The following is a 12,852-nucleotide window of genomic DNA, read 5'->3' as shown; positions in this document are numbered from 1 at the left end:
GAAGGAACTTTATTGGAATGTACAGAAGAATCATGTTTTAAATAATATAAAATGAGAAGAAATATAGTTTGGGGAATTTTGACAATGTTTGTTTTGTCATTTTCTGGATGTGGAGAGGTGAAAGAGGAAGCAGCGCCTAATGTAATTTTCATTTTTCCTGATCAGTACCGTCAGTTTAGTTTGGGTTTTTGGTCGCAGGGAGACAATGCAAAATACATACATGGAACGCCCGACCCTGTAAAAACACCTGCCTTGGATAAGTTAGCTAACGAAGGAATCGTTTTTAGTCAGGCCATGAGTAATTTTCCATTGTGCAGTCCTTTTAGAGGCATGTTAATGAGTGGACAATATCCATACACAAATGGCTTAACAGCGAATTGTCGAAAAGATCGCGAAGTTGGAATTAAGGTAGATGGCAAGGCTATGGCAAATGTATTTGCCGAAGGGGGTTACGAAACGGCTTATTTTGGAAAATGCCATTGGCAAAGAACAGAACCACTTTTCGACGAGAAAGGTACTTATGTAGGAATCGAAGAGGCGCCGGGCGGTCATTTCGTAAACAGATACGATACTTACGTTCCACCAGGGGCAGATCGTTTGGGTTATCGTTATTTCTTTCAAACCTTGCGCGATACGCATAAAGATCCACTTTGTTATTCAAATGATCCTAAGGCAATCAAAGGAATTAAAGATGGAGATTTGTATCAGCCTAAGCGTTTTTCTGCTGAATTTGAAGCGGAAGCATTGTTGAATTACCTAGACAACTCACACGGACAGCGTGATACCGGCAAACCATTCTTTATTACTTGGGCATTAAATCCGCCACATAATCCATGGACAGAGGAAAGTACCGATATGACTTTCTTCCCTCAGTACACAGACCATGGAGATGTAAAAATGGATGAATTACTACTTAGAGGTAATGCCGATAAAAAGGTTGGGGAATATGCTCCTTACTATTTTGCAAATGTGAGTGCGGTAGATCATTTTATTGGTTTGGTATTGGAAAAGTTGGAAAAAATGGGTGTTGCTGATAACACAATTATCGTGTTTTCTTCCGATCATGGCGAAATGTTGGGAAGTCATGGACACAAAGGAAAACCATTCCCAGAAAACGAGGCCTTTAACATTCCATTCATTATTAAGTGGGGAAACAAGTTAAAGCACCGTGTAGAAGATGTAATGTTGAGCACTCCAGATATGATGCCGACCTTATTGGCTATGGTTGGATTGGAAGATAAGATACCAGCTTCGGTACAAGGTCTTAATTTGGCTGATGTAATCGAAAATCCGAAAAGTGAAAAGAATGCTCCGAATGCAGTACTGTATTTCGATTACAATTCGCGTGGATTGTATACAGGCGATTATACCTATGTGGTAACAACATCGAATACGGTTGACTTTAAAGAGTCATTTTACTACGATAACAAAAAAGATCCATACCAAATGAACCGAATTAAAGGTGACGATATGGATGAAAAATTGGTGGCTAAGTTTAATGCTGACTTGGTCAAGCAATTGAAAGCTATTGACGACAAATGGTCACAAAATGAAATTTGTGGTGATTATCTAAATTACTAATCATTTTAATGAAGCTTATTGGTGTTTGAGAAAATCAAATAATAAAAGAAAGAACATAAGTGTACCTTAAAGAAGAGGATGTCCATCAGGGCATTCTCTTCTGTTTTTTTATAGACTATTGAGTTAGTTAATGTCCAACAGCCAAAATCAATTCTAAATCGGTGTTGTTTCTGTTCACTCCTTTGGTAAGAAAAACGGCAGTAAAATTGTCTTTTGTGTCTAGAAATTTTTCCGTGAAATGTTCTAGGGAGTCTGTATTTGTAAAGTACTCTACCGTAGAGCGAACGCCAATGTCATGATTCGAAAAGAAAATGAATTGCTCACTATTATCAGGGCCAAGTATTTTGGAAACAATGGAATAGTCCGATTCACTTCCGTCAGAAATAAGATTTAGCACAGTATCTCTTAGGATAGGATGATTGGAAAATAGAAGACTATCTCCATCAATTTTAAAGTAAGGATTTTCCTCATTAAAAAAGTGAATAAATTTATTGTTGTTTTTTAATGGTCCGATGTAGATGGAGTTTCCTTCTTTGATATCTGCAATGGTGCTTTGCATCGAAAATCGAATGTTAAATTCTTTCCCGTAATCTTTAAACAAGAGCGTAAGTCTTTGTGTTGATAAGGCAGCCATTCCGTTCGTGTAAGAATAGTTTGCAGCTTTTAAATTACTGGCAAGTTCGGGATTATTTTCACAAAATTGATAAAACTCTTCCAGATCATTTATGTTGTAGTCGCGATTCCAACCTATATTGCCAGTTGCAGTTGTGCCCATAACGCCAAATACATCGCCAACAAATAAGGTAGTTGCGCTTTTGTTGGTAAGAAATGAACGCCATAACATTGGTGGCTTTTTAGGCATACGGCTTAAGGCAAATAGTATTAGAACAGCAAACAAAAGCAGGTAAGGGATTAGAATAGCAGGTTTGGCTGATTTAAGCAATCGCTCTTTTGGATTTTTTGCAACGAATTTTACCTGATATTGTCCCTTATCGATAATTAATTGCCAGAAATCATTTTTACCTTCTTTCTCATAATAGGCTGTCAGTTTTTTTCTCAGGTTGTAAATGTTTACTCGAACCCGAGGATTGCTTTTGTCTGTATTCTTTGATTCTCCAAAAAAATCGATCTCGATAAGCTTTTCTTTTAAATCGGTTCCTTTTAGCGTTTCCTCGAACAAATATTGAAGCATCGAACTGCTTGTTGGAGCTTTCGAAAAAGTCTCGCTTTTGCGGATTTTATCAAGCGTTAATCGTTTTTTTTCTGAGGATATATTCATTGACTGAAAATGGGACAAATTATACTGTTGCTTGCTAGGTGTCTGTAAGTGAGTGTGGTGTAGTTGCATTTAACCGTTACAAGTACCGTTAAAACAGTGTTAAAGATAAACAAAATGCTCGAAATAGTGTTCATTTGAGATAGTAGTTGAGAGGAATGGTAATTATCACCAATCTCAATTCTATCTACGATTATACAAGTTGATGAATATTTAAATTAAAATCCATGAAAATGATAAAGGCCATTTTATCAATCGTTTGCTTTTTATTGCTGACAAGTAATTTATTTGCACAGCAAAAAACCATTACTGATGATGGTGCCTGGTGTTGGTTTTCAGCACCAAGAGCCATTTACAAACACAATGTTGCCGATGAAATTGCAACCGGTTGGGTGAGTGAAGATGGTTCCATTATTAGTGCGATTCTTAATTTGAAATCCGGAGAGAAGAAAATTCAAAATGTGAGCTCAAAATTGGATAAGGATGATCATGCCAACCCTTCTTTTTTAGAATTAAAGAATGGCGACGTTTTAATGAGCTATGCCAAGCACATGGATACAGTGGTTCGGTTTCATCATTTGAACAAGGGGGAAACAGAATTTTCATCGTTGATTGCAAAAAAGGTACTGAATAAGGAGCAGTTTAAGCTGTATCCACGAAAGTGTGTGACTTATGTAAACCCATTTCAATTGAAAAAGGAAAATGGGCGTATTTATTGTTTTGGCAGATGGACAGGTTTTAAACCAAATGTAATGTGGTCGGATGACAATGGGAAAACATTTTCTGATGCGCGCGTCTTTATCACTAACAAACCATTTCAAGGCGGAAATCGACCATATGTGCGTTACTATTCCGATGGGCAATCAAAAATTCATATTGTCTTTACAGATGGTCACCCGCGGAATGAAAAAAACAATTCGGTTTATTATGCCTGTTACGAGAAGGGAGCTTTTTGGAGAATTGATGGCACAAAAATTTGTGATTTCGATCAATTGCCTTTTGAACCCAAAGAGGCATCGGTAGTTTACAAAGCGACAGAGCAGGAGGGAAGAGCTTGGGTATACGATATAAATGCAGACAAAAAAGGAAATCCGGTTATTCTGTATGCGCGATATCCGAAAGAAACAGAGCATTTGTATCGTTATGCGCAATATGTAAAAGGAGAATGGATCGATCATGAGCTTTGTAATTCGGGGAAGTGGTTTCCGCAAACTCAAGAAGGAAAAGTTGAAAAAGAGCCCCACTATTCGGGAGGCATGTGCATTCATCCTTTAGAGGCGAATACCATTTACATTTCGAAAGATGTGAATGGAATATTCGAAATTGAAAAGAGAGTAACTTCTGATCATGGAAAATCGTGGGACATTACGCCCATAACGCAAAATTCGAAATACGATAATGTACGACCTGTTGTTCCGCAAAATATGAAACGTGGGGATAAGACCGTCTTGCTTTGGATGGTAAACGAGAAATATGTTCATTATACCAATTATAAAACCCGAATAGATTATACCTTAGATTAATTAGATTCTGAAACTCAAATATTAATTCATATGAGACTTAACAAATTTATTTTACTGAGCCTGTTGCTCTTATTTATGCTGCCTGGATTTTCACAAAGCATTAAGCCCGAAGAGGTGAAAAAGGAAATGAAACGAGTTGCCGATTGGCAAATAGAACATTTTAAAGATTGTTTTAGTGGGCGAGATAAAGCACATCATATTGCCGACTGGACCAATGGCGCGCTTTATGTAGGCATGCAAAAATGGGCTGCAATGGCCGATGATGATGCCTATTACAATTGGTTGAAAAATATTGGAGAAGAGCAGAATTGGACCTTGCACAAGCGCCAGTATCATGCCGATGATCATACCATAGGGCAAATGTATTGCGAATTGTACCGCAAGTATGGCGACGAGAAAATGATTAAAGCAACGCGCAAGCAGTTCGATTTTATCCTATACCATCCTTCTCAGAGTAAATTGAATTGGAGAACACCATTTCATCAAGATCGTTGGAATTGGTGCGATGCCCTGTTTATGTCGCCACCAGTTTGGGCACAATTGTATAAGATTACCAAAGAGAAAAAGTATTTGGACTTTATGCTTTCGGAATACAAAGCAACTACCGACTTTTTGTTCGATAAAAAAGAGAATCTGTACTATCGCGATGAGGGTTATATGGGCAAACTCGACAACGGAACAAAAATATTTTGGGGAAGAGGTAATGGTTGGGTGTTTGCTGGTTTGGCAAACATTTTAAAGGAATTAGATCCGAAAGAAAAGGAGTACAAATATTTCCTTAAAATTTACAAGAAGATGGCTAAAAAGTTGGTGGAGATTCAAACGCCAAATGGCCATTGGGCAATGAGTTTGTTGGGACAAGAACATTACCCTACACCAGAAACCAGCGGTTCTTCCTTCTTTACTTTTGGTTTGGCTTGGGGAATTAACCAAGGAATATTAGATGCGGAAACCTATGAGCCAGTAGTGCGAAAAGCATGGAATGCAATGTGCAATTGCATTACCGAAGATGGCATGTTGGGCTATGTGCAGCCAATTGGCGCAGCACCAGGTAAGGCTTGGCCCGATAAATCGGAAGTGTACGGTACAGGTGCTTTCTTAAGTGCCGGTTCGGAAGTATTTAAATTGTATAGCAAATAGAAATAATAGATTTATTAGATAGTAGAAAGCCTAACAGTGTGAATTGTTAGGCTTTTTTTCATCAGCTCGACAGCTAAAGAACTGTTTGTTAATGAAAAGCGCCAAATACTTGCACTTTAGCTGAATAATAAGTGCTTAGCTTGCGCACAATTGTAGCCCTTTCTTAGTTTTAAAAAGGCGAAATTTGGAAGATGTAATTTTACAGTACTTGAAAAAACGGATACCATGAGATTAAAGCTACTTGCAATTGGGGTGTTTATTTCCGCTAGCATTCCAATTTTTGCTCAGAATACAAAGGAAGAATTGCAGGCTCCGGCTAAAATTCTAGAAAGTTTCGAAGAGGGAATTCCCAAAGGATTATCGGCCACAGGTCGAGCCATTTCCATCGATGAACATCGAATGAAGCAAGGTGAGAAATCTTTGAAATGGCAATGGAAAGGGAACGATCAAATTGTATTTGATACACCCATTGGCTACCACAAACAAAGAATGTTGGGAGCAGATGCTTTGGAAAAAGGAGATGGACATGGCGGTTCGCTTAGCAATCCAATTTTGGAAGATCCGAGGGGATTTTTTATGTGGGTGTATAACGATGAGGCAAGAAATCAGCGTTTGCGCATTCAGTTCGGACGTGAGAATGTTGTTGATTGCGAATTCGATTTCAACCTGAATTTTAAAGGCTGGAGAAGCATTGCAATTGCTTACGATCGTGGCGATATGCGTGGTGTTCCTCGCGAAGACATGACAAGAATGACCATTAATGCGCCGGCTACAGGTTCGGGAACTTTCTTTTTCGATATGTTGGGCACTTCGGTTACGATGAATCCGCGAACGGTAGGGCCAAATCTGCAATTGCCAAACATCGATCAGCACCCACGCTTGGTTTCTCAATATCCGCATTTGTTAATGGAGTACAGTAAATACAGGCCAACTTATGAATTGGAAAAGTTAGACAAAAATGACATTGCAGATTTTAGAAAAATAGAACATCAGGTGATGGATCTGTATTGGCCAGACTACAATCGTGAAAAAAACAGCGATGATAAGTTTGCTAAGGTGAAGGCGAAATACGAGAGCTTTCAGATTAGGCGTGAGGGAGATAAGATTTACGGGCGTCCCTTAATCTATCAGCACATCATGAATGATCATTTTAAAGAGCTAAAATTACCCAAAGCGGAGAAATTTGATGGTTTAATGCGCTGGCGACAGGATTTTAATTACGTTTTGCGCGATATTTCGAACCTGCATTACTATAGCCATAACAAGGAAATAAAGGATGAATTGGAAGAAATGTTCATCAACCTTTTTGATTATGGCGTTGATCAGGGTTTTGATTTTGGAGCTGGTTTGGGGTGGTTGCATCATTATTCTTACAACATTCGCGAATATGGCCCAGCCATGTTTATCATGCGCGATGTACTGAAAAAACACAAGCGATTGAACAAGGCAATTGATATTTGTCGATGGTTTTATTCTTTTAATCAGGTATATAATGAGCAAGAAGTTTATGGGTGTGCAGGGCGTGTTGCTGGTAACGCCGATGAAATTCAAGGTCTGTTGATGCCCCGTTTACTAACTGCTCTAATGCAGGAAGATTCTGCTGAAAAGTTAAGAGATTTGCGTCATTTTTCGTCTTATTTTTCGAACATCACAACGGGCTATGCTCAGGCATTAGACGAAACTTTTAAGCCAGATGGTACGGTTTTTCATCATGCCGGTCATGCTTTTGGTTATGGTGGTCGTGCGATTAATGGTGCGGTTTCTACCATGTACATACTATCGGGAACTTCTTTTGCGGCTAGCGAAACTTCTTATTCTCGAATGAAAAAAGTTACCGAGACCTACTTATTTCAAATGTTTACCGATGAGATTATGGCACCCAAGGCTTTTGCCAGCATTCGTTTTAGCAATTATACTCTGCCAGATTTATTCTTTCCAATCCCTGCAATGTTGGCTCTTTCGGGGAAAGAGTTTGATGAGGAAATGGCCGCTTTGTATGATGATTTGTTAGCGAAATATGGAAAAGAACAGGATGACCATAAGTTCTGGACAAAGAAGTTGGCTGCTTTGCGATTGACAAAAGAGGACTACAATTACACCGGCTGCAAGGTGTTTCCATACACTTGTGTAGGCATGAATCGTCAGCAGGATGATTACATGATTTCGGTTCGAGCACACAGCAAATATGTATACCCCTTCGAAAGTTGGGGGAAATCATTTCAAGCCTTTCCTTTGTTTATCGCCAATGGTTATTTGGATGTTGCTTATCCGGAAAGTGTCGACAGTCCAACACCTAAAAATGATAAATGGTTTAAAGGATACGACTGGCATTTGTGGCCGGGTGTGACAGCTGTACATTTGCCATACAGCGAAATGTTGACCGATCCGGGACAAGTCCGCGATGAGGCGGGAGAGTATTTGTTGAGTGATCAGGCCTTTTCGGGTGGCGTTTCTACTTCTTATGGCTGTGGAATTTACGCCTTTCAATTTAAAGGTCACGACAAGTTTAACTTACAAGGTTTTACGGGTAAAAAAACCTATTTCTTTGTCAAGGATAAAGTACTTTGTTTGGGAACAGATATTCAATCTGATTTGACTTACGATGTAGAAACAAGTCTTTTTCAAACGCATTTAGAGGAAAGTAATGTACAAACCAATACTAGTTTTGCTGGCGAAATCACTACATTTCCATATGCCAAAAGTATGGGTGTTAAGAATGCTTTGTGGATGATTGACAGTAGAAATACTGGTTTTTATATTTCAGATATTGGTGAAGATGCCGAATTGATTTTCAAACGTTCGGAACAGCAGAATCCAGATCACAAGAACAAGGCCGAAGTAAAAGGAAATTTTGCTACTGCCTACATAAATCACGGAAGTGCGCCTAAAAATGCTTCTTACCAATATGTTTTACTAGCTAATGCAGATGCTGCAAAAATGAAAGCATTTGCCGAGCGTATGGAAAGCAAGAAGCAGCCAATTGTAGTGCTTCAGCAAAATGAAGAGGCGCATGTTGTGAAATTGAATGATGAAAATGCCATTGCTTATGCGGTTTATGCAAAGCAAGGAGCTGCTTTTCGAAAAGGAGTGATTGCTGCTGTCAACAAACAAGCCACCTTCTTGGTGAAAAAAGATGGGCAGAATCTTGTCGTATCTGTTGCCGATCCTGATTTGAATATCTACGACGGTCAAGATGATTTATTGCCCGATGGTTCCCGTTGCGAATTGTCGATATACGAACGAGAATGGTTTTTCTGGAAAAGTAAATCTACGAAAGTACAGTTGACTTTAAAGGGAAATTGGAAGATCGAAAAGCAGTTGAAAGAAATGGAAACTGCCCAAGAAAAGAAGGCTAAGATTGTATCGGTAGACAAGAACAAAACCGTAATCGAGTTCGAGTGCAGAGATGGATTAAGTGCTGAGGTATTATTGGTTCAGTAATTATTTGAAAAGATAAAAGAGATAAAAAATGAGAAAGTTAGTACTGAGTTTACTCGTAGCAATTTTGTTTGCCAGTTGTGCCGAAAAGCCATCTATAGCAAAAACAGAATTAGCGACGGTGTGCAATCCAATGAATTTGTCTTACCGATTCAGACCCGATGGGGAATCGAGAAGGGAAGCGGCCGATCCTACCGTTATTGAATTTAAAGGAGAATACTATTTGTTTGCTTCGAAATCGGGTGGCTATTGGCATTCGAAAGATCTAGCGCAATGGACTTTCGTGCTTTCCAACGAAATTCCAGTCGAGGATTATGCGCCAACAGCAATTGTTTTGAGAGATACGATTTTTATGGCGATCTCCTCCAAGGGCAACAATAAGGTATACAAATCGGCCGATCCAAAGAGTGGAAAATGGTTGGCAGTTGATGATTTGGATTTTCCGGTTGAAGATCCTTGCTTTTATCAGGATACAGATGAGAAATTGTATTTGTATTGGGGGTGTTCGAATGTGAAGCCTTTGTATGTTAGTGAAATAGATGTGAACACCTTTAATGTAATTGGTGAAACCAAGGAGGTGTTGAATCAGAACCCAGCTGAGTATGGTTGGGAAGTAAGAGGTGATTACAATACAGAATATGAAAATGCACCATGGCTTGAAGGTTGTTGGATGAACAAGCACAATGGCAAATACTATTTGCAGTATTCAGCGCCAGGTACAAGAGAGAAGTCTTATGCTGATGGGGTTTATGTTGCTGATCATCCGATGGGGCCATTTGCTTTGGCGGAGCACAATCCGTTTGCATACAAACCAGAAGGTTTTGCTTGTGGTGCAGGTCATGGAAGTACAATTGAAGATGCCTATGGTAATTTCTGGCATTTGGGAACCATTTCCATATCGGTAAAGCATAAATTTGAACGTAGAGTGGGATTTTACCCAGCTTTTTGGGATGAGGATGGCATAATGTATTCCACTACAAAATATGGCGATTACCCAATTGCAATTCCAAATAAAAAGATTAAAAGCTTTGAGGATATCTTTCCAGGATGGATGCTTTTGTCTTACAACAAAAAAGTGAGCGTTTCGTCTACTTTAGACGCTTACCAAGCGAGTAATATCAACGATGAGAATATTCGTACTTATTGGGCTGCGGCTACGGGAGATGGTAGCGAATGGGCTAGTATCGATTTGGGCGAGCAATACGATGTTTACGCTATTCAGATGAACTTTGCAGAGCAAAATACCAATTTGTTTGGTAGACTTGCTGGTTTGCGTCATCAGTATGTAATTGAGGCTTCCAACAACAATAAAGATTGGGCCGTGCTTGTTGATAAATCGAAGAACGACAATGACAATTCGCATGATTACATTCAGTTGAGTGAGAAGGTAAGCTATCGTTATTTGCGCGTTATAAACATTCAGGTTCCCGATGGTAGTTTCGCCATTTCTGGATTTAGAGTGTTTGGAAAAGGTTCGGGTGCTAAGCCATCGGCAGTTAAGTCTTTGACAGTCTTACGAAAAAAGGACAGAAGAGCAGTTGATTTAAGTTGGAATAAATCGGAACATGCCACAGGATACAACATCAGCTATGGAAATGCGAAGGACAAATTGTATCACAATTACCTTGTTTATGGCGATACAGCAGTAACGATTCGAAGTTTGAATAGCAATCAGGAATACTTTTTCACCATTGAAGCCTTCAATGAAAATGGGATTGTGAAAAGTGAAGCTTTGATTTCAAGAGCTGAATAAAGGTTTCAGTTGCCCTTGCAGGGCTCATTTCATCTTCCATAAGAATAAGGCGTCCAAATAGCTATCTTCTGTCGTCATTCTGAGCTTGTCGAAGAATCTATCTCGTAATTTACAGATGTTTCGACTACGCTCAACATGACAATTATAGATTGAACTTGCTATTTTGGACAGTTTCTTGAATTAAATGAAAAACCTCAAGTCTGTGATCAGGCTTGAGGTTTTTTTTATGGATCAGTAATCATCAAAATAGGACAAGTTTTAGGAGCTAAGACCTTATCTCAATTCACGAAACCTTTCGAGGATTTGGATTTGACATTGAGTCCGGAGATCGGGACCCGTTTAGTGAAGAGAGCGTTAAGAACAAAAAGCTGTTTGAGCGTAGCGAGTTCTTTTTGTTTAGCAATCGAACTAGTAACGGGTGATTGAGGACGTTGTCAATGATTTTTTGTTTACTTTTTCATCCAAGGAAAAAGTAGAAGCCCGTCCGGCTAAAGGACAAGCAAAAAATAAGGAGATTCGCTCCTTTTATTGAAAATCCTTAACAACAGAAAGTATCCTAAAAAGCAAGCTTTGAATATGCAAGAATGCAATCTTTCAACAATCTACCTTTCGCTATTCCGACGCAAACGGGAATTGCTTTCCAAATGTTTTTTCTACTTGCGCCGGTATTTACTGCTACATTATTATCCCTGGGTGGCATTCGCTGTGCTCATTTACCCTGGGCTATTCTATTTGAGCTCCCGATAAGGATCGGGACTGAGAAAAAAGAGATAACAAAGGGATGATTGTAAAATACTTCCTTTTTACTTGCTTGTTGCTCCGTTTAGCAGGATCGGATAAAGTGTTCCGCCTTTTGGAGTCATTTCTTTTGGTAACTCTGGAAAGTTTGTCCAATGATCCGCTGGTCTTACCGCAATTGGACCAGAATACACTACTGATGGATCGGACCATGGTGTTTTGTTGTTGTGATTCATTTCCAAACATTTGTTTTTAAACAAGAAATTTGGACTTGTTGAGATGTGGTGAAAAGAAGCCCATGGACCCATGATCGCAAAATAACTTTTGCTGATATCTTCAGGTAATGTAATTCTGTTGTTTTCAATCAGGTTGTTCCCATCATCGGCTGTGTGAAAGCTTATTTCCTGTGCTAAATCATTGTCGTAAACTACATTGTATTCTACGCCGGCACCTTGCAAGGAGATGTGACGAAGGTGTGTTATTTTACAGCCCGTAACCAAATTGTATTTCGATCCATTTAGAAGGAAAAAATAGCCGTGGCAACCGCCAGATTTATTAAATACGCCATCTACATTTAAATTACGCATCGTAATATGAGTACCGCTACATCTTACTGGGAAATCGGCACTGTTTAAAATGGTCAATTCATCAATCCAACAATTGCTAGAACCTAGAAACCATACCGAAATATTTTCATTGCCAGGAAGTTCATTGTTGAGCTTTTGATTGCCAATGTTCCATGCATACTTTGGCGTTCCCCAAGCACCATTAATCGTTAATCTGTAGATTCCACAATTTTCTACTTTGCCAAATTTAAACCCACCGTTTCCATCATCCCATGCTTTAGGATCGTTACACATCGGGTTTTTGTCGGCATTGTTTTCGTTAATGTCTTTGTGCAGCTGGCAAATTACACCTTCCTGGCTTTCTCCAATAAGGGAAACATTGCTTGCCATATTAACCTGTACATCGATGTTATAAGTTCCATTCTTTAAAAAGATTGCACCGCCACCAGACTTCGCTACCTTTTGAATTGCCTTGTTAATGTCAGCACTATTTGATCCAGATTTCAGTCTTTTCTTAATTTTTAGATTTTCAATGAAAGGTATTCCTCCTTCTACACCTGCTGTAGCCCAAATTTTCATTTGTGGGTAGTTCGAATCGAATTTATTTTCATCGAATTTAACGCCGGGATCACCAACTTGCAACTGTGCTGTAACTGGTAAATAGAGGCTCAAAAGTAGAATGATTGAGCTGATGCTGATTTTATTTTTTAATGACATTTGAATAATGATTTGGTTGATAAATTTTGAAGTTAAATTTACCCATTGCTTAAGAATACCATTGACAATAAAATTCAAACATGAGCACTTATTATACACGTAAGTAAAGATTTATTCAAC

7 protein-coding genes are annotated in these 12,852 nt (G+C 38.9%); 5 read left to right on the top strand and 2 right to left on the bottom strand.

Features of this window, described 5'->3' with window-relative positions; genetic code table 11:
- Positions 1–51: 51 nt before the first annotated feature.
- Positions 52–1,581, top strand: coding sequence for a sulfatase-like hydrolase/transferase (locus L3049_RS03650; protein WP_275108431.1), 1,530 nt, complete (start codon positions 52–54; stop codon positions 1,579–1,581).
- Positions 1,582–1,708: 127 nt separating this feature from the next.
- On the opposite strand, the gene L3049_RS03645 is transcribed toward L3049_RS03650, so the two are convergent.
- Positions 1,709–2,860: a hypothetical protein gene (locus L3049_RS03645; RefSeq protein ID WP_275108430.1), complete on the bottom strand. Its 1,152-nt coding sequence runs from the start codon at positions 2,858–2,860 to the stop codon at positions 1,709–1,711.
- A gap of 224 nt (positions 2,861–3,084) precedes the next feature.
- Here L3049_RS03645 and L3049_RS03640 point away from each other — a divergent pair, with 224 nt between their 5' ends.
- From L3049_RS03640 to L3049_RS03625, 4 genes are all read left to right on the top strand, one after another.
- Positions 3,085–4,380 (top strand): BNR-4 repeat-containing protein, encoded by a 1,296-nt coding sequence (locus L3049_RS03640; RefSeq protein WP_275108429.1) that lies wholly within the window; start codon positions 3,085–3,087, stop codon positions 4,378–4,380.
- A 30-nt stretch (positions 4,381–4,410) separates the two neighbouring features.
- Positions 4,411–5,520: a glycoside hydrolase family 88/105 protein gene (locus tag L3049_RS03635; protein WP_275108428.1), complete on the top strand. Its 1,110-nt coding sequence runs from the start codon at positions 4,411–4,413 to the stop codon at positions 5,518–5,520.
- A 225-nt stretch (positions 5,521–5,745) separates the two neighbouring features.
- Complete coding sequence (locus L3049_RS03630) at positions 5,746–8,961, top strand: chondroitinase family polysaccharide lyase (protein WP_275108427.1); 3,216 nt, start codon at positions 5,746–5,748, stop codon at positions 8,959–8,961.
- A gap of 28 nt (positions 8,962–8,989) precedes the next feature.
- Positions 8,990–10,711 (top strand): family 43 glycosylhydrolase, encoded by a 1,722-nt coding sequence (locus L3049_RS03625; protein WP_275108426.1) that lies wholly within the window; start codon positions 8,990–8,992, stop codon positions 10,709–10,711.
- A gap of 803 nt (positions 10,712–11,514) precedes the next feature.
- Here L3049_RS03625 and L3049_RS03620 read toward each other — a convergent pair.
- Positions 11,515–12,732 carry a hypothetical protein gene (locus tag L3049_RS03620; protein ID WP_275108425.1) on the bottom strand — a complete coding sequence of 406 codons (1,218 nt, stop codon included), beginning with the start codon at positions 12,730–12,732 and terminating at the stop codon, positions 11,515–11,517.
- Positions 12,733–12,852: the final 120 nt, after the last annotated feature.

Origin of the sequence: Labilibaculum sp. DW002 (genome assembly GCF_029029525.1) — a bacterium.
Classification (GTDB): Bacteria; Bacteroidota; Bacteroidia; order Bacteroidales; family Marinifilaceae; genus Paralabilibaculum; species Paralabilibaculum antarcticum.
The sequence above is the reverse complement of the archived record's forward strand: the minus strand, read 5'-3'. Positions and strand labels throughout refer to the sequence as shown.

Bases quoted from the DNA above. Each gene is read 5' to 3' on its own strand.
- L3049_RS03650 (WP_275108431.1), top strand. From the start codon at position 52: ATGAGAAGAAATATAGTTTGGGGAATTTTGACAATGTTTGTTTTGTCA.
- L3049_RS03645 (WP_275108430.1), bottom strand. From the start codon at position 2,860: ATGAATATATCCTCAGAAAAAAAACGATTAACGCTTGATAAAATCCGC.
- L3049_RS03640 (WP_275108429.1), top strand. From the start codon at position 3,085: ATGAAAATGATAAAGGCCATTTTATCAATCGTTTGCTTTTTATTGCTG.
- L3049_RS03635 (WP_275108428.1), top strand. From the start codon at position 4,411: ATGAGACTTAACAAATTTATTTTACTGAGCCTGTTGCTCTTATTTATG.
- L3049_RS03630 (WP_275108427.1), top strand. From the start codon at position 5,746: ATGAGATTAAAGCTACTTGCAATTGGGGTGTTTATTTCCGCTAGCATT.
- L3049_RS03625 (WP_275108426.1), top strand. From the start codon at position 8,990: ATGAGAAAGTTAGTACTGAGTTTACTCGTAGCAATTTTGTTTGCCAGT.
- L3049_RS03620 (WP_275108425.1), bottom strand. From the start codon at position 12,732: ATGTCATTAAAAAATAAAATCAGCATCAGCTCAATCATTCTACTTTTG.